The sequence below is a fragment of the Actinomadura rubrisoli genome, from assembly GCF_004349215.1.
GTDB classification, from domain to species: Bacteria; Actinomycetota; Actinomycetes; order Streptosporangiales; family Streptosporangiaceae; genus Spirillospora; species Spirillospora rubrisoli.
Genome location: NZ_SMKU01000006.1, coordinates 44,869 through 68,894, shown reverse-complemented (window position 1 = coordinate 68,894; position 24,026 = coordinate 44,869). Strand labels below are relative to the sequence as shown.

The 24,026-nt window shown below is 70.2% G+C and carries 24 protein-coding genes; 19 read left to right on the top strand and 5 right to left on the bottom strand.

Annotated elements, in window-relative coordinates:
* Nucleotides 1-66: 66 nt before the first annotated feature.
* Entirely contained in the window at nt 67-594 is a 528-nt protein-coding gene (locus E1298_RS03200; protein WP_165975270.1) for a MarR family winged helix-turn-helix transcriptional regulator, read from the bottom strand.
* 365 nt (nt 595-959) lie between these two features.
* Here E1298_RS03200 and E1298_RS03195 point away from each other — a divergent pair, with 365 nt between their 5' ends.
* The 8 genes from E1298_RS03195 to E1298_RS03160 all read left to right on the top strand — a co-directional run bounded on the left by E1298_RS03195 (nt 960) and on the right by E1298_RS03160 (nt 8,731).
* Nucleotides 960-1,826 carry a Rossmann-fold NAD(P)-binding domain-containing protein gene (locus E1298_RS03195; protein WP_131889212.1) on the top strand — a complete coding sequence of 289 codons (867 nt, stop codon included), beginning with the start codon at nt 960-962 and terminating at the stop codon, nt 1,824-1,826.
* Entirely contained in the window at nt 1,826-3,088 is a 1,263-nt protein-coding gene (locus E1298_RS03190) for a glycosyltransferase family 2 protein (RefSeq protein WP_131889211.1), read from the top strand. Before E1298_RS03195 ends, E1298_RS03190 begins: the two co-directional genes overlap by 1 nt.
* Before the next feature lie 25 nt (nt 3,089-3,113).
* Nucleotides 3,114-3,350, top strand: coding sequence for a hypothetical protein (locus E1298_RS03185; RefSeq protein WP_131889210.1), 237 nt, complete (start codon nt 3,114-3,116; stop codon nt 3,348-3,350).
* Between the two features lie 18 nt (nt 3,351-3,368).
* Complete coding sequence (locus E1298_RS03180; RefSeq protein WP_131889209.1) at nt 3,369-4,370, top strand: right-handed parallel beta-helix repeat-containing protein; 1,002 nt, start codon at nt 3,369-3,371, stop codon at nt 4,368-4,370.
* Between the two features lie 120 nt (nt 4,371-4,490).
* Nucleotides 4,491-5,291 carry an SAM-dependent methyltransferase gene (locus tag E1298_RS03175; protein WP_243725362.1) on the top strand — a complete coding sequence of 267 codons (801 nt, stop codon included), beginning with the start codon at nt 4,491-4,493 and terminating at the stop codon, nt 5,289-5,291.
* Nucleotides 5,288-6,289: a sugar ABC transporter substrate-binding protein gene (locus tag E1298_RS03170; protein ID WP_131889208.1), complete on the top strand. Its 1,002-nt coding sequence runs from the start codon at nt 5,288-5,290 to the stop codon at nt 6,287-6,289. Before E1298_RS03175 ends, E1298_RS03170 begins: the two co-directional genes overlap by 4 nt.
* 7 nt (nt 6,290-6,296) lie before the next feature.
* The gene (locus E1298_RS03165) at nt 6,297-7,787 is read left to right on the top strand and encodes a sugar ABC transporter ATP-binding protein (RefSeq protein ID WP_131889207.1); all 1,491 of its coding nucleotides are present in this window, start codon (nt 6,297-6,299) and stop codon (nt 7,785-7,787) included.
* The gene (locus E1298_RS03160) at nt 7,784-8,731 is read left to right on the top strand and encodes an ABC transporter permease (RefSeq protein WP_131889206.1); all 948 of its coding nucleotides are present in this window, start codon (nt 7,784-7,786) and stop codon (nt 8,729-8,731) included. The genes E1298_RS03165 and E1298_RS03160 overlap by 4 nt, the downstream gene beginning before the upstream one ends.
* Before the next feature lie 26 nt (nt 8,732-8,757).
* On the opposite strand, the gene E1298_RS03155 is transcribed toward E1298_RS03160, so the two are convergent.
* Nucleotides 8,758-10,296 carry an amidohydrolase family protein gene (locus E1298_RS03155; protein WP_207944409.1) on the bottom strand — a complete coding sequence of 513 codons (1,539 nt, stop codon included), beginning with the start codon at nt 10,294-10,296 and terminating at the stop codon, nt 8,758-8,760.
* Nucleotides 10,297-10,638: 342 nt separating this feature from the next.
* Between E1298_RS03155 and E1298_RS03150 the strand changes: the two genes are divergently transcribed.
* The 7 genes from E1298_RS03150 (at nt 10,639) to E1298_RS03120 (ending at nt 18,311) form a co-directional block, all read left to right on the top strand.
* The gene (locus E1298_RS03150) at nt 10,639-11,673 is read left to right on the top strand and encodes a TetR/AcrR family transcriptional regulator C-terminal domain-containing protein (RefSeq protein WP_131889204.1); all 1,035 of its coding nucleotides are present in this window, start codon (nt 10,639-10,641) and stop codon (nt 11,671-11,673) included.
* 11 nt (nt 11,674-11,684) lie between these two features.
* Entirely contained in the window at nt 11,685-12,854 is a 1,170-nt protein-coding gene (locus E1298_RS03145) for a serine hydrolase domain-containing protein (RefSeq protein ID WP_165975269.1), read from the top strand.
* Between the two features lie 236 nt (nt 12,855-13,090).
* On the top strand, nt 13,091-14,131 hold the full coding sequence (locus E1298_RS03140; RefSeq protein ID WP_131889203.1) for a 3-oxoacyl-ACP synthase III family protein: 1,041 nt from the start codon (nt 13,091-13,093) through the stop codon (nt 14,129-14,131).
* A 1-nt stretch (nt 14,132) separates the two neighbouring features.
* The gene (locus E1298_RS03135) at nt 14,133-15,056 is read left to right on the top strand and encodes a hypothetical protein (protein WP_131889202.1); all 924 of its coding nucleotides are present in this window, start codon (nt 14,133-14,135) and stop codon (nt 15,054-15,056) included.
* A 6-nt stretch (nt 15,057-15,062) separates the two neighbouring features.
* Nucleotides 15,063-16,973, top strand: coding sequence for an acyl-CoA dehydrogenase (locus E1298_RS03130; RefSeq protein ID WP_131889201.1), 1,911 nt, complete (start codon nt 15,063-15,065; stop codon nt 16,971-16,973).
* Nucleotides 16,974-17,025: 52 nt separating this feature from the next.
* Nucleotides 17,026-17,289: an acyl carrier protein gene (locus E1298_RS03125; protein WP_131889200.1), complete on the top strand. Its 264-nt coding sequence runs from the start codon at nt 17,026-17,028 to the stop codon at nt 17,287-17,289.
* Complete coding sequence (locus E1298_RS03120) at nt 17,286-18,311, top strand: beta-ketoacyl-ACP synthase 3 (protein ID WP_207944408.1); 1,026 nt, start codon at nt 17,286-17,288, stop codon at nt 18,309-18,311. The genes E1298_RS03125 and E1298_RS03120 overlap by 4 nt, the downstream gene beginning before the upstream one ends.
* A gap of 67 nt (nt 18,312-18,378) precedes the next feature.
* Here the strand turns inward: E1298_RS03120 and E1298_RS03115 are convergent, their stop codons facing one another.
* Nucleotides 18,379-20,139 (bottom strand): alpha/beta fold hydrolase, encoded by a 1,761-nt coding sequence (locus E1298_RS03115; RefSeq protein ID WP_131889198.1) that lies wholly within the window; start codon nt 20,137-20,139, stop codon nt 18,379-18,381.
* 93 nt (nt 20,140-20,232) lie between these two features.
* Between E1298_RS03115 and E1298_RS03110 the strand changes: the two genes are divergently transcribed.
* Nucleotides 20,233-20,823 (top strand): hypothetical protein, encoded by a 591-nt coding sequence (locus tag E1298_RS03110; RefSeq protein ID WP_131889197.1) that lies wholly within the window; start codon nt 20,233-20,235, stop codon nt 20,821-20,823.
* Nucleotides 20,824-20,917: 94 nt separating this feature from the next.
* Here E1298_RS03110 and E1298_RS03105 read toward each other — a convergent pair whose 3' ends face one another.
* Entirely contained in the window at nt 20,918-21,616 is a 699-nt protein-coding gene (locus E1298_RS03105) for a TetR/AcrR family transcriptional regulator (RefSeq protein WP_131889196.1), read from the bottom strand.
* 168 nt (nt 21,617-21,784) lie between these two features.
* Here E1298_RS03105 and E1298_RS03100 point away from each other — a divergent pair, with 168 nt between their 5' ends.
* Both E1298_RS03100 and E1298_RS03095 read left to right on the top strand, forming a co-directional pair.
* Nucleotides 21,785-22,252, top strand: coding sequence for a cupin domain-containing protein (locus tag E1298_RS03100; protein WP_131889195.1), 468 nt, complete (start codon nt 21,785-21,787; stop codon nt 22,250-22,252).
* 143 nt (nt 22,253-22,395) lie between these two features.
* Nucleotides 22,396-22,608 carry a hypothetical protein gene (locus E1298_RS03095; protein ID WP_131889194.1) on the top strand — a complete coding sequence of 71 codons (213 nt, stop codon included), beginning with the start codon at nt 22,396-22,398 and terminating at the stop codon, nt 22,606-22,608.
* 41 nt (nt 22,609-22,649) lie between these two features.
* Here the strand turns inward: E1298_RS03095 and E1298_RS03090 are convergent, their stop codons facing one another.
* On the bottom strand, nt 22,650-23,423 hold the full coding sequence (locus tag E1298_RS03090; protein ID WP_131889193.1) for a DUF5995 family protein: 774 nt from the start codon (nt 23,421-23,423) through the stop codon (nt 22,650-22,652).
* A gap of 162 nt (nt 23,424-23,585) precedes the next feature.
* On the opposite strand from E1298_RS03090, the gene E1298_RS03085 reads away from it, so the two are divergent.
* Nucleotides 23,586-23,945, top strand: a complete 360-nt coding sequence (locus tag E1298_RS03085; RefSeq protein WP_131889192.1) for a nuclear transport factor 2 family protein — start codon at nt 23,586-23,588, stop codon at nt 23,943-23,945.
* Nucleotides 23,946-24,026: the final 81 nt, after the last annotated feature.

Here is a 24,026-nt window from a genome sequence, read left to right as displayed (position 1 = left end):
GTGGGAGCCCGCCTTTCCTCGGCCTCCGCCGGACCGGGAGAAACCGGTATGGCCCGGTGAAAACGCTCAGGCGGACCGGAAATCCACCGCGCTCGACGGCCCCGGCTGCCGCCGCTCGCACGCCATCCCGAATTCGGTGAGCGCGTCGATCAGCCGTCCCCGGGACGCGGGGGACATCAGCGCCAGCACCTCGCCCACGGCCGCGCGCCGCCGCCGCGTCAGCTCGGCCTGGAGCCGCTCGCCCTGGTCGCTGAGCCGGACGATGATCTCCCGCCGGTCCGCCTGGGCGCTCTCGCGCACGATCAGGCCGGCGGCCTCCAGCCGGTCGCACAGCCGGCTCGTCGAGGACGGGATCGCCCCGAGCTCCTCGGCGAGCCCGCCGAGGTTCAGCCGCCCGAAGCGCGAGATCGCCTCCACGGCGCGCAGCTGGATCGGCGACACCGCGGGCTCCAAGCCCTGGTCGGCGCGGCTCCACAGCAGCGCGGCGGTGCTCAGCACCCGTTCGACGGCGGTCGTGACGTCGCCCGGGACGTCGCCCGCCGGACCGCCGCCGGCCGGCTCCTCCGCTGAGAGCCGCGGTCGTCGCTGTGTCACACCCCTGCCCTTCGCATGGAGTCCCTTGGCCTCCCCGCCCTCGGCACCGTCCCCGCGCCTCCCGCCGCGCTGGGACGGGACGGACGCGGCGCGGCCGGTAGTCCAAGATAGACGACCGGCTCCGCTCGCCCTGGCCAATGCGATCACATGGGAAGGGCCGGAAGGAAGGGCAGACGCTGACAAGGCCGGACCGGACGGGCGGACGGGGTGCTCGCCGCCGCGCCCGCGGCCGTCGGCCCTAATTGCTAAATATTGGCATTTGTATTGTCTTGTTCCCGCCGCCCCTCAGGGGGCCGCTGATCGTCGCAAGAATGGTGATCTTGTAGAGTGCCGAATCGTCGCCGTTCACGGACCGGGGGAGAACCGTGGCGAACATCCTGGTGGTCGGGGCGGGCGTGGTGGGCACGGCCACCGGCCGCGGGTTCGACCGGCATGACCACAAGGTCGCCTTTGTTGATATCGATGCCGAGGCCCGCCGCCGGGTGGGCGCGCTCGGCTTCACGGCCACCGGGCCGGGCGAGGCCGATCTGGCCGGCACGGACGCGGTGTTCGTGACGGTGTCCACCCCGACCTGCGAGAACGGCATCGATCTCACGGGCGTGCTGGAGGCGTCCCGGACCCTCGGCGCGGCCCTGGCGCACACGGCGCCGGACACGTTCCCCGTGATCGTCTACCGGTCCACCATGCCGCCGGGGACGACGCGAAGGCTGGTCGGCGTCCTCGAAACGGCCGCGGGCGCGAGGGCGGGAACCGATTTCGGCGTCGCCTACAGCCCCGAATACCTGCGGGCGGAGACGGCCCTGGAGGACTTTCTCGACCCGCCGCTGGTGACCGTCGCCGTGGCCGGGGACGACGGCCGCACCGCCGGGATCCTCCGCGACCTCTACCGCTCGTTCGGCCGCCCCATGGAGTTCGTGGGGGTCGAGGCGGCGGAGTTCCAGAAATACGTGCACAACCTTTTCAACGCGGTGAAGATCTCGTTCTTCAACGAGATGCGGGACGTCGCCGCGCGGCTGGGCATCTCCGATGCCGAGAAGGTCTTCAGGATCACGGCGGCCACCGCCGAGGGCCTGCGGGACCCGCGCTACGGGACCGCCTGCCGCGGGCCCTACGCCGGTGCCTGCCTGCCGAAGGACACCGCCGCGTGGCTCATCGAGATGGAACGGCTCGGCATCGACGCGTCCCTGGTGACGGCCGCGAGGACGGTCAACGTCCGGCTCGGGGGCCGCTGATGGGGGCCCCGGGGTGGACGCACTACCTCCAGTGGGCGTGCCTGCCGTTCTTCCTGATCCCGCTCGTCGAGTTCTACCTGATGGGCGTCGGCCACCTGTACGCGCGCCAGTGCTACGAGATGGCGCCGGACAAGTTCCGGCACCTGGTCATCCAGATCACCACGGTGGGACGGGAGCCGGACCTGGTGCGCGAGACCATCGCCGCCATCCGCGGCTACGCCCTCGCCGCCCCGCATGAGATCTGGGTCGTCCTGGAACCCGGGCACGACGATCGCTATCCCCTCGCGGACCGCGTCATCACGGTGCCCGAGGACTTCACGTGCAAGGCCATCGACAAGGCCAGGGCGCTGGAATTCGCCCGCCTCGAACGGGCCGCGTGCGGGCTGAACTCCTATGACACGAAAATACTCCTCATCGACGACGACACCCTGCCCACCAAGGCGTACATCTGCGCCGCCTACGCCGGTGACTACGACCTGTGCCAGGGCGTGACGGTGGTGAACCGGCACTATGCCTCCCGCCCGTGGAAGCATTTCCTGCTCTCGCATCTCGACAACATCCGCACCCGGAACTGCCTGATCTATTGCAGCTGCACCCAGGGCATCACTGGAAAGCCCCTCTTCGTCCACGGCGAGGGGCTGTGCGTCACCGGGCTGGTCGAGGACAAGATCACATGGGACCACCCGATCGTCGCGTCCGACGACCTGGTCTTCGGGACGAACGCCGCCTACGCCGGATTCAGCTGGGGCTATTTCCACGAGCACATCCAGCTCGTCTCGCCGTGGGGCTTCAAGGACGCCTGGAGGCAGCGCAAGCGCTGGACGTGGGGCAACTTCACCGCCATCCGGCGACGCGACATCCTGCCGCTGTCGGTGGCGGTCCCCAAGGCCGCCAAGTACGCGATGGGCCTCGTCTCGGTCTTCGCGTCCGGGGCGGGAGCCCTTTGCGTGGCCCTGGGAATCACCAAGGTCCCTCCGCAGGTGCACGCCGTCTTCTGGACGTCGCTGGTCGCCTGGTTCGCCTCCTACGGCCTGATGGGATGGATCAATTCCGGGGGCGATGCCAACAGAAGGCGCTTCGCCCGTCCCGCCGGGAAGCGACCGGACGCCCGCTTCAACGCCTTCCGCGCCCTCCAGGTCGTCGTGGCGATGCTGTTATGCGTTCCCACCGCCGTGATACCGGCGTTCGTCATCATCGGCAGCGTGCTGACGGGAAAGCCCAAACGCTTCGTCACCATCGCCAAGACCCAGCCGGGTGCCTGAGCCGAAGTCAGAGAGAGGTGGTTCGATGCCCGTTTCGACCGATCCAGACCAGCTGCGCGTCCCGCTGTGGCGCCGGTCGCTGGGCGGGATCTTCGTGCTGTTCCTCCTGCTGGCGTCGGTGGGCTTCGTCGTCTCCGCCGCGCACCCGCCCCACCTGTGGATCGTCCTGGCGGCGGTCTTCGTCGTCGGCTCGGCGGGCATCGTCGCCGCCTCCCGCCGCCTCCGGAAGGCCGTCAGCCGCCGTGCGGGCGACCGCACCTGACCGCCGCCCGGGAGGACCATGCTCATCCATCTGTGCGCGGCGGCGGTGACCGCCGCGGCCGCCGCGGCCGTCCCCGGCGCCGCCTCGGCGGCCACCGACGCGGGCTGCCCGGCGCCGACCGTCACCGCCGCGACCCCGGCCCGGCTCGCCACGGCGCTCGCGGACGCGCGGCCCGGCGACGTCATCGAGATCGCGGACGGCACCTACAACGGGGACTGGACCGCGACCGCCCCGGGCACGCCCACCGCTCCGATCTGGCTGTGCGGCGGCCCCGGCGCGGTCCTGACCAACGACGGCTACGACGGCGCGTACGGGCTGCACCTGGACGGCGCCTCCTGGTGGCACCCGTACGGCTTCACGGTGGCGCAGGCGAAGAAGGGCGTCGTGGTCGACTCCGCCGAGCATGTCACCCTGGAGCGCCTGCACATCCACGACGTGGGGGACGAGGGCGTCCACCTGCGCAGGAACACGACGAACTCCCTCATCACCGGCAACCGGGTCCACGACACCGGCCTCGCGCACGACGCGTGGGGCGAGGGCGTCTACATCGGGTCCGCGAACGTCAACTGGCCCGTCTACACCGGCGGCCTGCCGGACCGCAGCGACGGCAACACCGTGGCGGGCAACATGATCTACGCCACCACCGCCGAGCCCGTCGACGTCAAGGAGGGCACCACCGGCGGGCTCGTCTCCGGCAACTCCCTCGACGCCGGGGCGCTCACCGAGGACGGCGGCGACAGCTGCGGCGACGTCAAGGGCAACGACTGGGTGATCTCGGGCAACACCTGCACCGGCAGCCCGGCCGACGGGTGGCAGACGCACCGCAAGCAGGGCTCCGGCGACTGGGGCCTGCGCGCGGACTTCACCGCCAACACCGTCGACCTCGCCGGGCGGCCCGGCGACGGCGGCCTCGGCTTCAAGATCGACGATCCCGCGCGCTCCCTGGCGACCGTCCGCTGCGACAACGCGGTGACCGGCGGCGCCTTCGCCAACGTCCCCTGCACCGCCCCGAACAGCTGACCGGATTACCGTAAAAGCCGCGAAACGCCGCTAAACCCACTTGTATGCGGCATTCAGCCACTACGATCACCTCGGTATGGGCCTTTCCCGTGGCAGTCAGCCCTCTCCCGAGGGGCACCGGTGACCGACCAGAGCCTTCCGTCCTTCGAGCCTGACATCAGCGTCCCCAACGCGGCGCGGATGTACGACTACTACCTGGGCGGGAAGGACAACTACCAGGTCGACCGCGACGCCGCCGAGAAGATCATGGCGCTGGGGCCGAGCCGGGACATCTGCCTCGCCAACCGGGGGTTCCTCGGACGCGCCGTCCGGCTCGCGGCCGAGCGGGGCCTGCGGCAGTTCCTCGACCTGGGCACGGGCCTGCCGACCCAGGAGAACGTGCACGAGGTCGCCCAGCGGGTGCGGCCCGACGCGCACGTCGTCTATGTCGACTACGACCCGGTCGTGCTGGCGCACGCCCGCGCGCTCCGGGCCATCGACGACACGACGGCCGTCGTCCAGGAGGACATCCGGCGGCCCGGCGAGGTCCTGGACCATGCCGAGGTGCGGCGGCTGATCGACTTCTCCGAGCCCGTGGCGGTGCTGTTCGTGGCGATCCTGCACTGCCTGACCGACGAGGAGGACCCCTGGGACGTGGTCCGGCGCTACACCGAGCGGCTCGTCCCGGGCAGCCTCCTGATCGTCTCGCACCTGACCGACGACGCCCACCCCGAGGAGGGCGCGGCGGCCAGGGAGGTCTACGAGGACGCCAACGCGCCGCTGGTCCACCGGAGCCACGCGGCGATCACCCGGTTCTTCGACGGGTTCGAGGTGCTCGACCCCGGGGTCACGCAGGTCAACGAGTGGCGTCCGGACAACGAGGACGAGCGCGGGCGCCCCGGCGGCGAATGGTTCTACGTGGGAGTGGGGCACAAGGCATGAGACGGCGGTGGGTGGCGGCCGCGGCGGGATTAGTCCTCCTGGCAGCGTGCGCCGATCCCGACGACGGCGCGTCCGGGACCGGGGTCGCCAAGGGCAATGCCAAGAGCATCGCGTTCTTCGGGTTCGCGAAGGCCAACTCGTTCTCGACGGCGACGTTCGAGGGAGTGCGGGAGCAGGCGGGCAAGGAGGGCGGCAAGGCGGAGTTCTTCGACTCCGGCTTCGACGCCCAGACGCAGGTCCGCCAGCTCCAGGACGCGATCACCGCCAAGCGCTTCGGGGTGTTCGTCGTCCAGGCCGTCGACGGCACCGCCGTCGTCCCGGCCCTGCGCAACGCCGCGCAGACCGGGATCGCCGTCGTGGTGCAGTTCACGCCCGTCGGCGTCCGGTACGACACCGCCGAGCCGCAGGTCCCCGGGACGATCTCGCTGGTCGACGTGCCGACGGAGAACGGCAAGCGCCTCGGACGGCTCGGCGCCGCCGCCTGCCAGAGCAAGAAGCTCCGGCCCTGCGAGGTCGCCTACCTGGAGGGACTGAAGACGCTGCCGCTGGACAACGCGCGCACGAAGGCGGTCGTCCAGACCCTGAAGGGCGCACCCGGCGTGAAGCTCGTGGCGCAGGTCGAAGGCGGGTACACCCGCGACTCCGGCCGCAAGGCGATGCAGGACCTCCTGCAAGCCCACCCCAACGTGCGCGTGGTCATCGGGTCGTCGCAGGCCCTCTTCGGCGCCGAGGCCGTGGCGAAGGGCAAGGACATCCTGTACGTCGGCAACGGCGCGTCGCGGCAGGCCGTGGCCGCCGTGCGCGAGGGCCGCTGGTTCGGCATCCCCTACCTGCCGGTCAAGACCGCCGGGGCCAAGGCCGCCGAACTGGGGCTGGCCAAGGCGCGCGGCCAGTACGTCGCCCCCGCGACGGACCTGTCCACCCTCGCCCCGAACGGCGGGGAGGTCACCAAGAGCCTGATCGCCTCCTCCGGCATCACCGGCGAGTACGCCGAGTAGCCGGAGCATGGACGTCGCGCTCGAACGGATCCGCAAGAGCTACGGCGGGACGGCCGTCCTGCACGAGGTGTCCGTCACCCTGCGCGGCGGGCGGGTCCACGGCCTCGTCGGCGAGAACGGCGCGGGCAAGAGCACCCTGGCCCGGATCCTGTGCGGAGCCGTCCCGGCCGACTCGGGGCACGTCGCCGTGGACGGCGCGCGGGTCTCCCTACGCTCCCCGCGCGACGCCCTCCGGCGGGGGATAGCGCTCGTCACCCAGGAGGGCGCGATCGTGCCCGCCCTCAGCGTCGCCGACAACGTGCTCCTCGGCGTCCCGTCCGGCCGCCGCCCGCGCGGGCTGCGCGACCCGGCGGGGGACCGCCGCCGCCTCGCCGGACTCGCCCGCCGCACGGGGTTCGACCTCGACCCCTCGGCCCGCGCCGGGGACCTGTCCTCCGCCCACCGCCAGCAGGTCGAGATCCTGCGCGCCCTCGCCCGGGGCGCGCGGCTGATCGCGCTGGACGAGCCGACCGCCCTGCTGCCCCGGTCCGCGGCGGCGGACCTGCTGCGCCTGCTCCGCGAGCTGGCCGGACGCGAGGGCATCGGGATCGCGCTGATCTCGCACCGGCTCGACGAGGTCCTGGAGACCTGCGACGTCGTCACCGTCCTGCGCGACGGGCGGCACGTCCGCACCGCGCCCGCCGCCGGGTTGACGCGCGACGGCCTGCTGCGCGACATGGTCGGCCGTCCCGTCGAGGTGCTGTACCCCGAGCCCGAGCCCGTACCGGACGGCGCGCCCGTGATGCTCGCCGCGCGCGGGCTGTCCCGGGGCCGCGCGGTGCGCGGAGTCAGCCTGGACGTGCGGGCGGGGGAGATCGTCGGCCTGGCCGGGCTGGTCGGCAGCGGACGGACGGAGACGCTCCGGCTCATCTTCGGCGCCGACCGGCCGGACCGCGGCGAGGTGACGATCGCGGGCCGCCCGGCCACCGGCGGGGGCCCGTCCCGCGCGATGGCCCTGGGCGCGGCCCTGGTGCCGGAGTCGCGCGCCGCCCAGGGACTGGTCCTGGTCAGGCCCACCACCGAGAACCTCGCGCTGGCCGGCCTGCCGGACCGCCGCCGCCTCGGCCTCGTGCGGCGGCGCGCGGAGCGGCGGGCCGTCCGGGAGACGGCGGACGCGCTCGGCATCCGCGGCGCCGGGCTCGACCGCCCCGCCTGGACGCTGTCCGGCGGCAACCAGCAGAAGTCGGTGTTCGGCAAGTGGCTCGTCCGCGCGCCCCGCGTCCTGCTGGCGGACGAGCCGACGCGCGGGGTCGACCTGGCCGCCAAGGCCCGGATCCACCGGCTGATCGTCGGGATGGCCGCCCAGGGCGTGGCGGTGCTCCTGGCGTCCTCGGAGGTCGAGGAGGTCCTCGGCCTCGCCCACCGCGTCATCGTCATGCGGGACGGGCGGCCGGCAGGGGAGTTTCCCCGCGGCGCGGCAGGCGCTGAAGAGGTCCTCGCCGTGGCGGGCCTGCGGTGAGGTCCGCCGCGGTGCGCGACCACGGCATCGTCGTGGCCCTGGCCGGTCTCGTGGCGGCCCTGTCCCTGTCGACCGACACCTTCCTCACCAAGGGAAACCTGGTCAACCTCCTCGATCAGGCCGTCGTCGTCGGCCTGCTGGCCTGCGGCATGACGCTGTGCATCGTCTGCGGCGTGTTCGACCTGTCGGTCAGCGCCGTCCTGGCCGTCAGCGCGGTCGTGTCCGTCCTGGTCACCAAGTCCGCCGGGGTGCCCGCGGGCTACGCGGCCGGCATCGCGACCGGCGCGCTCATGGGCACGGCCACCGGGCTCGTCGTCGCGGCGTCCCGCGTGCACTCGTTCATCGCGACGCTGGCGCTGAGCATCGTCTACCGGGGACTGGCGGTCGTCATCACCGGCGGCGCCATCGTCTACCCGCACGCCGCCCAGCTCGACGCGTTCCAGTCGCTGAGCCTGCCGACGGTGCTCGGCGGGATCACCGCGCCGTCCCTGGTCCTCGCGGCCGTCGCCGCCGCGTGCTGGCTCCTGCTCGCGGCGACCACGCTCGGCCGCTGCGTCTACGCCGTCGGCGGCAACCCGGAGGCGGCCCGCCTGTCGGGCGTCCGGACCGGCCCGGTGCGGGTCACCGTGTTCGCGATCAGCGGCGCCTGCGCCGGGACGGCCGGCCTGGTGATGGCCGCGCGCGGCGGCTCCGCCCAGGCCGGGCTCGGCACGCTCCTGGAGCTCACCGCCATCGCCGCGGTCGTCATCGGCGGGACGAGCATCCTCGGCGGCGAGGGCACCGTCTGGCGGGCCCTGATCGGCGTGCTGATCCTGACCCTGATCTCCAACGGCTTCAACCTGCTGGGCTGGGACCCGACCTACAAGCAGGTCATCGAGGGCCTGCTGATCCTGGGCGCGGTCACCCTCGACCGGCTCCTGCGCCGCCGCCCGCTGGACGAGTGACTCCTGTCGATGCCCGGGCTCGCGAGCTAGAAGTGCTTTCCTCCGCAACCGCAGCCGCGGGCCGCCGCCACGGTCTTCGCCGGGGCCTCATCGGCCTTGGCGGCCTCTTCCACCTTTTTCAAAAGGCGCTCCCGCTCGTCCTGGGCGATCAGGCGGCCGTTGACGACGAGGGCGTGTATGCGCCGCGTGTTGCGGATATCGGCGAGCGGATCGGCGTCCAGGACGACGAGGTCGGCGAGCTTGCCCTTCTCCACCGTGCCCACCTTGTCGGCGATGCCGAACACCCGCGCGGGCCGGCTGGTCGCGGACCGCAAGGTCTCCATCGCTGTCAGGCCCGCTCCGGCGAACAGCCCCAGCTCGTCGTGCAGCGCGAAACCCGGAACCACATAGGGATCGCCCGTGTCGGTGCCCGCGAGAACGCGCACCCCGGCCTCCCGCATGCTCCGGACGAGGCGCACCTTGTGCTCGAAGATCTCGCGAATCCGCCGCGTCTCCTCCGGCGTCCGCCCGCCGGTCATCACCTCGGCGACCTCGCGCCACCAGCCCGTCATCGACGCCGAGAGGTACTTCCACTCGTCGGTCTCGCGGTTGTTCTCGGGGACCTCCAGGACCCGGTGCACGGTAAGCGTGGGCACCACTCCGCACCGGTCGGCGGCCAGGCTTTCGAACAGTGCGCGCGCCTTCCGCGGATCGAAGCCGAGAACGGCTTTGTACTCCAGCGGATGCACCGCCTTGTACCAGTCGCGGTAACGGTGGAAACTGTCCTGCGAGCCGTCAACTCTGATCGCCGCCAGCCCCCGCCGGATCTCCTCCTCGTGGGCCGACGTCGCCAGCATCAGAGCGTCCATGTGCTCGAAGGTCTGGTGCCGGGTCCTGACGGCCTCGGGAATGGTGACCGTGTCCGGGCAATGGCCCGCGAACCGAATCCCCTGCCGCCGCGACTCGTCCGCTATCGCGAAGTACGACTCGCGGTTCAGCCGCGAATAGACCTTCACGAAATCGGCCCCGTCCCGCTTCGTCCGCCGGACGGCCTCGCGCGCCTCCCGGGCGTTCCCGACCTCGATGAGGGAACCGGTGTCGTGGGTGTGCAGCGACGGGCGCCCGTCGACGATGGGCCCGCCGATGATCCACCGCGGGCCGAGCAGCCGTCCGCCCTGGATCTCCTCCCGCCACCGGTGGTGGAGGGCGTCCCCGCGCATCTCCCGCACCGTCGTCACACCGGCCAGCGCATAGAGCGGCGGCACGACCCCGTCCGGCCCGGCGCTGTGGACGTGCGACTCGATCAAGCCCGGAATGACGTACTTGCCGGGCAGGTCCACCACCCGCGCGCCCGCTGGAGGCGTGACCGCGCCGGTCTTCCCGACGGCGGCGATCCGCGTCCCGTCCACCACCACGGTCATGTCGCGCATGGGCGGCGCGCCCGTCGCGTCGATCACCGTGACGTGCGTCAGCGCGTAGACCTTCTCGCCCTCGCCCTCGCCTCGTCTCGGCCCCGCCGCCCGCGCGGGTGCCGCGACCGAGGCGGCCAGCGCGGCACCGGCCAGCGCGGCCGCCCCGCCGAGCACCTCCCGACGCGAGTTTATTGCAGCGCCCTCGGCGTCAGGCGTTGCACGCCTTCCTTCAACGGGCGCTGCGGCGATCGCTGCATCGCTTCGTCTCGCCTGGCGGCTCGCTGCGCGATCAGGTTCTTGCTTCGCTCGAACCTGGCTTCGCACGCGATCGCAACGTTGGGGTTGTTGGGTGCGTCTCAACATGCGTACAACGTATCGACCGTACTAGGGCCATCGCCACGGAAACGACATGACCTCGGCGTACATTCTCAGTGCAGATCCAGGACCGTACTAGTACGATGTCGCCGTTCCATTCTTCTGGAACGCAGTGAACTAGAACGCTTGGAGGCCGCCTTCATGGCCGACTCGCCCGCGCCCTACCTCCGCATCGCGGCCGCCATCCGGCAGCGGATCGTGTCGGGCGAGCTGGCGGCCGGGGCGCGGGTGCCGTCCACCCGGCAGATCGTCCGGGAGCACGGAGTGGCCATGGCCACCGCCGCCAAGGCGCTGGGCGTGCTCCGCGATCAGGGATGGGTCCGCACCGTGCCCGGCGGCGGCACCATCGTCCTCGAACGCCTCCACCGCGAGGACGGGGCCGCGGGCGCCGGGCCCGTTCCGCCCGACAAGGTCGAGCCGGGATCGACCCGGGACACGGTGATCCGGGCGGCGATCCTCCTCGCCGACCGCGACGGGCTCACCTCCCTCACAATGCGCCGCCTCGCCGCGCACCTGAACGTCGCCCCGATGGCCCTGTACCGGTACATCCCGGACAAGGACGAGCTGCTGCGCCAGATGGCCGACGTGGCGTTCGGCGAGGAGGAACTGCCCGATCCCGGCCCGTCCGGCTGGCGCGCGAAGCTCGAACTGTCGGCGCGGCTCCAGTGGCGCGCGTACCGCCGGCACCCGTGGCTGCCCACGATCATGCACAACTCGCTCGTCCGGCCGCCCGCCGTCCCCAGCGGGATCCGCATGGTCGACTGGGAGCTGAACGCGCTGGAGGGCCTCGGCCTGAACCGGCACGACATGCTCCACACCGTGCTCGCGCTCGACGGCTACGTCGGCGGCATCGCGGCGAGCAACGCGCTGGAGGTGCAGGCCGAGCACGACACCGGCATCACGGGACGGGAGCGGATCGCCGCCGACCGCCCCCTGCACGCGAAGCTGTTCGGCTCCGGCCGGTTCCGTGCCCTCTCGGCGTCCGTCCCACCCGGCGCGACGACCCTGACCGACCTCGACGAGCTCTTCGAGTTCGGCCTGCGCCACCAACTCGACGGCATCGCCGTCATGCTGTCCCGAGCCCCCTGTCCGAGCGGTGCCATCCCTGACGCGGGGGACACCGGCGGCGGGGGTTTGGCTCGGCAGGGGGACGCCTCGCGCGGACGATCTCCGTAGCGTTCCGGTGCATGAAGACGAACCCCTGTTCCCTCGGCGTTGGCGCACTCATGATCGCGGTCGCCGTGACCGCGTGCGGAGGCCATGGCGAGGACGGTCCCTCGGCCACTCTCCAGCGCGCTGACCGTCAGATCCCGAAGGCGGCTCACGAGCCCACCGACCCGTCCGTCCAGGGCTTCCTCGACGCCGCCCTGCCGAAGGGCCCCGGCGGCACGGCCGTCGCGGCCCGTGACGGCAGGCTCCTGCACTGCAAGGGCTTCGGTCTCGCCGACCGCGAGAAGGCCGTCCCGGCGCGATGCGACACCGCCTACGACATCATGTCGATCACCAAGCAGTTCACCGCCGCCGCCATCATGAAGCTGGAGATGATGGGCGAGCTGCGGGTGAGCGACCCGATCGGCGACCACGTCGGCCCGGTGCCACCCGACAAGCGCGGCATAACGCTGCACCACTTGCTGACGCACACGGCGGGGCTGGACGACGGGGCCGGCGGCGACGACTACGATCCCGTCTCGCGCGACGGCATGCTCGGCATCGTCCTGAAGTCCCGGCTCCAGTCCGCTCCGGGCGCGGAGTTTCACTATTCCAACCTCGGCTACAGCGTCCTCGCGGCGATCATCGAGAAGGTCTCGGGCCTGCCCTATGAACGCTTTCTCGCCACCCACCTGTTCGCGCCGTCGGGAATGAGGCGAACCGGGTACGTGCTGCCGCGATGGCGCCCGGACCAGATCGCGGTGGAGTACGACGAGCACGGCAAGCCGCAGGGCAGGCCGAACGAGCACCCCTGGGCCGCCGACGGCCCTCACTGGTTCCTCCGCGGCAACGGCGGCGTCCTGTCCACGCCGCGCGACATGTTCCGCTGGCACCGCGCGCTGGAGGGGAACGCGGTCCTCTCCGCCGGCGCCAAGCGCAAGATGTTCAAACCGCGTGTGTACATCGGTGCACGCCAGGGCTTCAAGCTCCACTACGGCTACGGCTGGGCCGTCACGCGCGGCGACGGCAGCCGGATCGTCCTGCACGACGGCGGGAACGACTGGGGCTACGGCGACTTCGCCCGCTACCTGGACCACCGCGTGATGGTCTTCTGGATCAGCAACTACGCCCACCAGGACGGCGAATGGAACCTGGAGGACCACGCCACCGAGCTGACCCGAGGCATCGCGCGCCACGCCCGCACCTGAACGACAAGCAGTGCCGCAGGCCGCGTGCGTAAGGCAACGTGCGGGCGGCCGTTCGCGGCGGTAGGGCCATCGGATGACGGTGGAATCGCCCTGAAGCGCGACAAGTCCTCAAAGCGCGACAACTTCGCGACCGCGGAGTCTTGCCGGTCGGGGGGACGATGAGTGCAACTGGTAGATGAGGACTGATGTGGGAGGGCCTGCCTCCGCGCGTTTCCCCTGAATGAGGTGACTTATACGTGACGTTCGCCAGGATTGAGGCTCTCGCCACATGCCTGCCATCAGCCTCCGTTGCCAGCGACGAGCTTGGCGCCGCCCTTCGAACGGTCCCTGACTCGGCGTTGCGCTTAATGACCGGGATAAGCAGTCGGCGATGGTGCGATCGAAACGCCGGTGAGGATTCTTTTGCGTTGGCGAACCGGGCGGCTCTGGCGTGCCTGGAAAAGTCACGGTACGGCCCGGCCGACCTGGATGTGATCATCTCTGCGCCGATCATGCGGATCAGAGATCGCCGCTTCTACTTCGAGCCCCCCTTCGCCGCGATGATCGCGGACCGGATCGGGGCTCGCGAGGCACTGTGCTTCGACGTCTCCAACGCCTGCGCCGGCGTGGCCACGGCAATCCTGATCATCGATCGGATGATCAAAGCCGGGTATGCGCGGCGAGGCTTGGTGGTGAGCGGCGAGCAGGTCACGATCGTCACCGAGACGGCGATGAATGAGGTCGACCGGGTTCGCCATCCGCAGTTCGCCTCGCTGACACCGGGCGACTCTGGCCTGGCGCTCCTCATTGATGGCGAGGAAGGTGTGGGAAGCCCCATTCACGGCGTGGATTTGATGACATTCGCCAAGGGGGCGTACTGGTGCGTGGCCAAGCCCAGTGCCCGTACAGCCGGATACGCGATGTACACCGACGTTGCCCGGCAGCTCAATGACGATGTCTATTCGGTGTGGCCGGTCTTCGTTGCGGACATGCTGGCCGAGACCGGCAGGACCTTCGCCTCCGAGGGTTTCGACAGCCTCATTTTTCATCAGGTTACCGGCCCCGTCATCGAGCGGGCCCTGAGGCACGGGCGGCAGGCGTTCGATTCCCCCCTTCCGCCATCGCCGAAGGTCGTCGGAGATCTCGGCAATACGACAACGAACTCGATCTTTATGGCCTTGCATCGGCAGCTCTCCGACGGCGATCTGGGAGAGGGGGACAAAGTGCTGTTCGTGCCCTCGGGCTCCGGGATCGTCATGGGTATGGCGTCCATGACTCTTTCGGCGTTGGCGGTATGACATGGCGGTCTCGATCCTGGCGTCCGGCGTGAGCCTGGACCCCGCGGTCACCGGCTCGGTCGCCCACGCCACCCGCGCCGCACGCGCCTGCCTCGGCCGGGCCCCGCGCGAGGTGGACGCCATCGACCTGCTCGTTGACGTCGGCGTCTACCGCGACGAGAACATCGTCGAGCCCGCCATGGCCGCGATGATCCAGCATGAGCTCGGCATCCACCTCGACTACCGGGGCTCGCAGGGCGGCAGGCCGACGCTGTCCTTCGATCTGATGAACGGCGCATGCGGTCTGCTCACGGCGGTACACGTGCTCTCCGCCATTCTCGTCACCGGCAAGGCCCGCTATGCCCTTGTCATCTCCTGCGACGCTCACCCCTCAGGTCGCCCCGATGCTCGATTCCCTTACGCCTCGTGTGGTGCGGCTCTCCTGCTGGGGCACCACGAAGGACCGGGAGGGTTCGGCCCGGTGCACTTTGCGTCCGGCCTTGGACAATCACCTGTTCACGGTTACCTGGACCTCGCCGGCATGGGCGTGGAAGGCGCAAAGACGATCACCGTTGAGGGAGGTCCGACCACGTTCGGGCGCCTGCCCGACCGGGCGGCCTCCATTGTCCGCACCTGTCTTTCCGCCGAAGCAGCGGATCTGGAGCACACGATGATAGTGACTTCCCGCCCCCAGCCGGGTTTCGCCGACCAGCTCGCCGGTCGCCTCGGTATCTCGCGCGACCGAGTGGTGTCGAGCCGGGGCACCGTTTCGGACCCCCACACCTCGGCTCTCAGCATCGCCTTTCACCAGATAGCCACCGAATCCGCCGATGCTCGCCATGATGGTCCCTTGCTCTTCCTGGCCCTTGGACCCGGTGATGCGGCCGCTTGTGCCGCTTACCGGCCGGTTTCGTCGGCTTCCGGAACCAATCCGGGGCGGAGGTGACTGGGGATGACCACGGATTCGGACTCTGCCCTGGCCGCCCGCCAGACGACCATCGACGCGCTTGAGACCGCGCTGGCCGGGCCAAGACTCCCGCATGACTCGGCTCATCTGGCTCGCATTCTCACCGCGGACATCTACCGGGATGATGACCGCTCCGATTCGTACCGTCGCACCTACGCGCAGCTCACCGAGTTGGTGCGCGCACTTCCCCCGGCTACGGAATTGTTCACCCGGCGGGCCGGGCTGCTGTCGGTGAGCGAATGGACCGCGGTGGCCGATCCGTCGTTGTGCCTGGCAGTGCTCATCCACTACGGCCTGTGCCTGGGAACGCTGCTGGAGTTCGAGAACGAAGACCCCGCTGTCGTCGCCCACCGAAAGGCCATGGAGTCGGGTGACAAGTTCGGCGCTTTCATGGTCACGGAGATCGGGTACGGCAACAGTTCGCTCGCGGTGCGCACTCAGGCGGTGTACGACCCTGAGACTCGGGAATTCGTCCTGCACACTCCTGACGTTGATGCCGTGAAGTTCACCAACGCGGCGGGCAGCGACCTGCCGAAGCTGGGCGTGCTGTTCGCGCGGCTGATGGTCGGCGGTACCGACCGAGGGGTGTTCCCCTTCGTCTTCGACCTCAGCGACGCGGCCGGGCCGCGCCCTGGTGTGCGGCTGTCCGCCCCGGCCGAGATACCCCTTGTCTCGTTCGACTACGGTCTGGTCTCCCTGAACGACGTGCGCGTGCCGAACTCGGCATGGCTTCGGGACACGGCATCGATCGACGACTCCGGCATGTTCCATGACCCCTTCGGTGATCGGGACCGGCGGCTCCAGCGCACGCTCGCCCCTGTCCAGAATGTCTGGGCCATGGTCTCCACCTCCCTGGCGGCGGTGGCCCGTGCGAGCGTCGCCCATGCGCTGGCCTTCGCCGCCCACCGGCCCATGATGTCGCGGCTCACCCCGGGGGAGCCGCTGCTGCGCTACCGGCTTCTTCGCCGCTCGCTGATGGCCGCGCTGGCGACCTCCTGGGTGTCCACTTGCGCGGCCAACGCGGCGGGACGGGCATGGACGCAGAGCCCCGCCGTCCCGGTCCCGACGGGAACTGAACCAGGCGCCAAGACCTGGGGGCCCTGGGGTGCGAGCAGTCAGATGTTCGGTGCCATCAAGGCAATGACGACCTGGGCCGCCGAGGAGGTCACCGCTACGAGCCGGTTGCGTTGCGGGGTGGCGGGCTGCCTGACCCGGAACCGGTTCCTTCACCACCAAGGACTGGGGCTTGTGTGCAACGCCGCAGCCGGCGACAACCTGCTGATCGTCCTGGACGCCGCTCGGGCACTTGTCGCCGATGCCGAGCAGGAGTCCCCACGCCCACAAGATCGGTCCGGCGCGGCTTTCGCCCTGGAGGACCCTCGGCTGTGGCTCGAACTCGCCGGGATACGCCAGAACCGCCTCGCCGCCTCGATCTCCAATGACGCCACCGGCCGATTACTCCAAGGCAGGGATGCGTTCGACACCTGGGACCCGCTGGCGGGCAGGCTCCGCGAACTGGGCGTCGCGTACGGGCTCCACCTCGCCATCGACAGCACCGTCGCGGTCCTGGACGCCGTGCACGACGCACAAGCCGCGACCATTCTGCGGAATCTGACCGCCGTCTACGCCCTCGATCAAATAGATCGGCACGCCGCATGGCTGATCAGCGAAGACCTGCTCGACGTCGATGACTACCGGCGCATCGAATCATCCATCATGCACCTTTGCGATGCCCTGGCCGAACACTGCGACGTCCTGACCGAAGCCTTCGGTTATCCCGGTGGCGTGACCCGCGCACCGATCGGCAGAACCCCCTACGCACCCGCACTGGCCTCATCACTGGCTTGGACATGTGGCGACGACCCGAGGTCCTCGTCATCAGCGTCGGTTCAATGACGCCATACCGATCCAATGTCAGCTGGGCGGCCCTCGAAGTGAAAGAATCCTGATGACCAAAGCAGATCTTGAACGCCTTCTCAATGAATCGCTCCTTGAGGAGGATGCACCGCGTGATCCGGTACGCCTGACCGACGAGAACCTCGACACCGAATTCGGCGATCTGGGCGTGGACTCGGTAGCGGTCGCGGAGGTGCTGATCGTCCTGAGTGACACGTACCAGATCGCCATCAGCGACGAGCAGGCGGAGTCTCTCACCACGCCCCGCGCCTTGATCGACCTTGTCGCCTCCCTCACTGCCGGCGGTCAGGGGTGAACGGAAACGCCGCCCGCGCCAGTCGTGTGCTGACGGTGGGCTCTTACCGGCCTGAAATGCTCGACAGCGCCGAGGCCGCCGCCAAGCTCGGCGTGACCCGGGACTGGATCGTCTCCCGCACGGGGGTGGAAAGCCTCTGCGTGGCCGGTCCCGAGGAGTCGGTGGTCGCCATGGCGGTCGCCGCCGCCAGACGAACGCTGTCGGCCGCGCGCATGCCCGCGCACGCAGTGGACGCGGTACTGGTGGCAACGATAACCAACCCGCAACCGTGCCCCGCGGTAGCGCCGCAACTCGCCGCCGCCCTGGAGATCGACGCCGCGGCGTTCGACATCAATATCGCGTGCGCCGGCTTCTGCTCCGCGCTCCAGATGGCACGATCACTCATCGCCGCGGGCGACTGCAAGACCGTACTGGTGATCGGGGCAGAGCGCATGCGGGACATCGTGGATACCACCGACCTGGCCACCGCACCGCTCTTCTCCGACGGCGCCGGCGCCATGCTGGTGACCACCACGACCGGCCCCTCGGGAATCGGGCCGGTCGTCTGGGGTTCGGAAGGAGGCCGCGCATCCGCCCTCCAGGTGCAGCCCCCCGTTTTCGGGAGTCCGCAGCCGGAGTCGGCTTCCCCCGCACTGCGACTGGACGGCGGTGCCGTCGCCCGCTGGGCCTTCACGACCATTCCCAACGTCGTCCGGGAAATTCTCACCAGAACCGGCCTTGAATGGGACGACGTCGCCGCGTTCGTTCCGCACCAGGCGAACTGGAACATGATCCGGAGAATCGCCAGGTTGCTTGAGATCCCAGAAAAGGTGGTCATCGCCGACGACATCCAGGAAGCGGGGAACACCAGCTCCGCCTCCATCCCGCTGGCCCTCCACCGGCTCATCGGCACCGGACGGGCCCGTCCCGGCCAATGGGCGGTACTGATCGGCTTCGGCGCCGGACTGGCTTATGCCGGGCAGGCGATACTCATCCCCGAAAAGCCAGCACCTACCTCAACCTCGCCGACTGGCCCGGATTGACGTGACCCGCTGCCGGGTGGTGAATCGCCCCTTCTGCCGGCCGATGCCGCACCGCACGGCGCAGTACCTAGCCCACAGGTCTGACGCCTTGGCAGCCCCGGTCGATTCGGCCTGTGGTGAAGTAGGCCACCACATCGGCGGCGCACTCGGGTACGCGCATGGCCGCCGTGTGCACGTCGTCGTCGATGGTGTAGACCTTGCCGCCGACGGTGGCCTGCATCTGCAGTGTCCACTCATACGCGGTGATCTGCTCATGTCGGTGCCCGGACAGGACGAGCGACCCTCCGCCGCGTTGGAATCGGAGCTGCTGTACGGGCAGCGGCCAGCCCGCGCACACGGCGCCGGGGCCGAAGGCTCGGCCGGTCACCGGGTTGCGCTTGAGGCGCTGCTGGTAGGCGGTCCATGCGCTGGAGAAGCCGACTCGGCTGGCCTCTTCGTTGCACTGGACCACCCGGTGCATCGTCATGCCGAGGGTCTCGGGCGCGCCTGGGATGGGCTTGGGCGGTCCGCCGCCGAACTTCTCGAACATCTCCTTGACCGCGGGCGGCGCTTTGGGACCGGTGGCACGCCGGAGTTCGGCGAGCGCCTTGCCGGCCGGCGGCCACTCGGGTGAGATCTTGGCGGCCAACAAGGCGATGATCATGCCATCGATGGGCGTCTTCAGATCGGTGAACTGTTTGGGGTGCCGGTCGTACTCGCGGGCGAGCTCCAGCACCGTGGCTCGGACCTGTGCGGCGGTGGCGCCGAGCCCGAAAGTGGTGTGACGGCGGGCGAGCCAGGCCGCCATGCGCGCGAAGTCGCGCTCGGCGGCGTCGGCGCCCACGTCAATGCTCTCGTCGAAGCGGGGACGGGTGCGAGGCGGTGCCACGCTGTCCAGAAAGGCGCGTCCCAGCCGGTCAGGGAACATGCCGTGATATATCACCCCGAGCCAGGTGCCGTAGGACACGCCGTACAGGTTGAGCTTCCGCTCATGCAGCGCGGCCCGCACCCGGTCCAGGTCCCTGACCACGTTCATGGTGTTGAGGTGGCGGAAGAAGGCCGGATCGGACCGCCCGCAGGAGCGGTTGTCGGCCACCTGGGCGTCATGGTCCTTCTTGGCCTCCGCCTTGGTCAGCGGTCCCGGCTTCTCCTCGGAGATAGTCGGATTCTCGCAGCGGGTCTTGGTGCTCTTGGTGCTGTAGTTCACCCCGCGCGGGTCGATGCCGATGAGGTCGTATCGGTCATTGAGCCGGGCGCTCTCCCTGTTCGCGAGCGCGACCTTGGTGATGGGCGTCAGGTATCCCGCGCTGCCCGGTCCGCCGGTGAGGTAGGCGATGGAGCCGAGCCGACGCTTCTTGTCCACAGCGCCGAGCCGGGTGATCGCGATGCTGATCTTCCGGCCGTTCGGATGGCGGTAGTCCAGCGGGACGCTGACCGTTCCGCACTCCAGGCGCTTCATCTGAGCGCGGAACTGCGGTATCTGCGCATCGGAGACGCCCTGGCTCCGGATGACCGCATCGGAGTAAGACGGACAGCGTTTCCAGTTGACGGCGGGAGCGGGCTGATCCGCCGCGGTGGACGGACCCGCCGCCAGCCCCGCCGACGCAACGTATCCGGTGGCCGCCACCAGCGCCACAGCGGAGATATACCTCCCGCGAAAAGGTGGCATCGCCCAGGACAGGCCGGTGACGCGCGTTGCTGCCGCACGGTTCACAACCAAGGATCCTTTCCACGGGAGAACGCGCGAGAAGCTCAAGCCGCTCACGGCGCGCCGAGTTTGAGGATCATTGGTACTCCAGCGATGGTTTCCTCGCCGTTTCCGTGGCTTCGCGGGAACCTCGTTGGGCATGGGCGCCGGTTGGTCACCGCGCGTGACTGCTGTGGCGACCGGCCCGTGAGGACGCGGGGGCGCGAGATGATGGCGTGAGGGGAGGAGGGTCTCATGCTGTTCAAGCAGAAGGTGCTGGAGGGGATCGCGGACGGGAGCGTCACGCTGGCCTTCCGCCGGTGGAAACGTTGCGCCGTCCGTCCGGGGAGCCGTTTGCGCACGGCCGTCGGCGTCGTCGAGATCGACGCGGTCACGGAGGTCAGCGATGACACGGTGACATTGGACGACATCCGGCGCGCGGGTTACGCGTCACCGGACGACCTGTGGAAGGAACTGGCCAGGTTCCCCGAGGGGAGCCTTTACCGGATCGGCTTGCATTTGACCGGCTCGGATCCGCGGATCGCGCTCCGCGAGCAGGGCGACCTCGACGCCGACGAGGCGGCCGAGGTCCGCGCGGAACTGGCCCGCATCGACAGCGCCGGCAGGCGGGGGCCTTGGACGGCGAGTCTGCTGCGCCTCATCCAGGAACTGCCCGCCACGCCCGCCGCCGTTCTCGCCGAGCGCCTCGGCCGCGACACACCGGCGCTCAAACGCGACGTCCGCAAGCTCAAGGAACTGGGCCTCACCGAAAGCCTCGGAACCGGCTACCGGCTATCCCCGCGAGGCGACGCCGTCGCAAGAACCCTGAACGCCACCGGCGAATGACCTGAGCACCGTCCGCAGCGGAGCCGAAGTGCCGGGCGCGGCGCTCCCCGGAGCGCTGCGACCTGGCAGGACGGGCGGCCTCCACGGCCCCGCCTCAGGTGGCGTCCTGTGCGGCGAAGGAGTCCTCGATGTCCCGCTGGGTGATCTCGGGGCCGGGAATGCCGATCGGTCCGTCGACGGCCAGGGCGTTCAGGAAGATCGCGATCTGCCGTCCGGCCATCCGGGGCCAGCTCGGGCCGTACGACAGGGGCTGGGTGATGAGCGCGGTGAAGACGATGACGTCGGTGGCGTTGACCTCCGCCCGGATCGTGCCGTCGGACCGTCCGCGGTCAAGGAAGGCGTCCAGGTGGCGGTTGATCGTCTGCCGAGCCCGTACCGCCTCGGCGGTCATCAGCGGCGGCGCCCCGTGCAGGGGCAGGACGAGCTGGTCGCCGACCTCCAGGCAGCGCGTGAGGTACTCGCCGACCGCCTCGCGTCCCGGGCACCCCAGCTCCTCGATCTCCTCCAGGATGTGGACGAGCAGGCCGTAGGCGCGGTGCTCGATCTCGTGCATGAGGGCCTGGCGGTCGGCGTACTTGCGGTAGAGCGTCGCGACGCCCACCCCGGCCTCGGCGGCGATGGTGGCGAGGGGGACGTTGCGGCCCTCGCGGAGCATGGCGGAGATGGCCGCGGCGAGGAGCCTCTCGCGGTTGACCTCGGAGTCACGCCGGGGGCGGCGACGCGTCCGGCGAGGCCCGGGCGACGTGCCCGCCGCCTCGCCGCCGTCGTCCGTGCGCCCGTTCTTCCTGGTCACGTGTCCTCCTCTCCTCCTTTGCGAGGTCCTTGGCGCAACCGCGTACCGCGCCTCACCATGACCATCGCGCCGAGCCGTGGCGGCGGGAGCCGCGAACCGCTAGGCTCCATTAAACCGGATGAAATATTCCGGTAAGTGGCGACGCGCACGTGGTGGAGGGAACGCGCGATGAGCATCCCGTATCTGGCCCAGCCCGACCAGCAGCAGAAACTCGAATGGCTGGACGGCGGCACGTTCGCGGTCCTGCTGGACTCCGCCGCGACCGACGGGCAGCTCACCGTCGGCCGGTTCGACGTCTCCAAGGGCGAGGCGCCGCCGTTCCACATGCACACCCGCGAGGACGAGATCTTCCTGCTGATCAAGGGGACCGCCCTGCTGTGGGTCGGCGACGAGGAGCGGGAGCTGTCCGAGGGCGGCATCGTCTTCCTGCCCCGCAACATCCCGCACGGCTACCGCATCACCTCCGACACCGCCGACCTGCTCATGATCGCCACACCCGGCGGCATCGAGGGCATGTTCCGCCAGGCCGGACGCGACCTCTCCACGCCCAGGCCGCCCGGTTTCGAGATCGGCAAAGAGGCCCTCGGCGCCGCGGCCGACGCCTACGGGCAGGTCGTCGTCGGCCCCCCGCGCTGACTAGAGCACCTGGAAGCGCAGCCGGCATCCCGGCGCGTCCGCCGAGGTCGGCCCTCGTCCAGCCGATCATCCCCAGGGACGTCTTCCGCGGGGTGTCCGCGAGTGCCATCAGGTAGGCGCCGCCCCCGACGTCGACCTTCACCGTGGCGGTCTCGGCGGGGTCCAGCCGTCCGCCGGGCGTCGGCTCCCTCGGCGTGCTCCTCGTCCCTCCGCCCGGGACGGTCGCCGCCCGCGTGCCTCCCTCGCAGTCCGTCGCGACCCGGTCGGACCGCACGACCCGCACCGTGGTCGCGGTCCGCCGCACGTTCACGCGCACCGCCCCCGCCGTCACATGGGTGATGGACGGCCCTCCTTGAGCCCCCCATCGACCGCGAACCGGCCGAGGCGAAGGCGCGATCTACCGGGCTGAACGCTGTTCCATGGCGTGGTCCAGATGCGTGATGACGGCCTGCACGTCATCACTCTCGCTCCTCCGGATCAGCTCCACAGCCGGACGGACGAGCCCACCGGGGCGCGCTATCAAGCGGGCGAGCACGGTGGCACGGACGTCGAGCCGCTCGATGGTCTCCTCGCGTTCCGCGTCGTCCTGACCGGCGAGCAGGACGGCGTTGTACCAGGCTTCCTGCCGGGACTGGCGGATATTGAAGTCCAGGATCCGCTCGTCGGTGCGGCCGCCGACCTGGTCCAGCAGGCGCAGGAACGGCGACACGTCGCCGACCGCGTCCTGCACCGCCAGCACCACCCGCGCCAGGATGTCGTTGATCAGCATGAAGTCGCGCCGCAGCGCGTGGATGGCCTCGCCCGGGCTGGTCCGCGCGGCGGCGATCGCCAGGTCGAGGTTGATGTGCGCGTTCACGCCGAGGACCAGGTGCTGGACGATGATGGTGTCGCCGGCGCGGAGCAGCCCGAACGTCTCGCGCCAGCAGCGCGGTCCGCCCTGGTCGCGCCGCCAGGCGTCGTACGCGTCGAAGTAGCGGTTGCCGAACAGCGTGTCGAACCGGTCCATTCGCGCGCCGTCGTCGAATCGCCCACCGCGAATGGCGTTCCTGACTTCGACGGTGACCTGCCGGTACAGTGCGGCGAAGTACCCGGCCCGGTCGCCGGCGCGGTCGGCGTCCCGCACGATTGCGGCGAGCCCGTCGATGACATCGTCGATGTTCTCCGCGGCCATGCGCGACTCCCAGTGCGCGATGACGTTCGCCGACCAGCCTACGCGCGCCTCCGCGTTGTACTGAAGGCGTGGGCGAAAGTACTTATACGCGTCAGATTCCCCGTCGTCCCCGTCTCCGTAATTTGGTGGTCACAAGGGAGTACGACCACTGAGGAGAGAGACATGAACGAGCTGATCCAGCGCTACCTCGCCGCGTGGAACGAGACCGACGCCGCCGCGCGGCAGGCCGTCCTGGCGGAGGTCTTCGCCGAGGACGCGGTGTACACCGACCCGCTGGTCTCCGTCCAGGGCAGGGACGGCCTGGACGCCACCATCGCGGCGGTCCAGGGGCAGTTCGGAGGGCTGGTCTTCAGCCTGGGCGGCGCCGTGGACGCCCACCACGACATCGCGCGGTTCACCTGGCACCTCGGGCCGGAGGGCGCCGAGCCGGTCGTCATCGGCTTCGACGTCGCGGTGATCGGTGAGGACGGACGGATCGGCAAGGTGCTCGGCTTCCTCGACAAGGTGCCGGCCGGAGTCTGACCACCTCGGGGCGGGCCGTCCGGCCGGTCCGCCCCGGTCGTCCGCGGCACTGTCGTCCGCGGAACCGTCGTCCGCGGAACT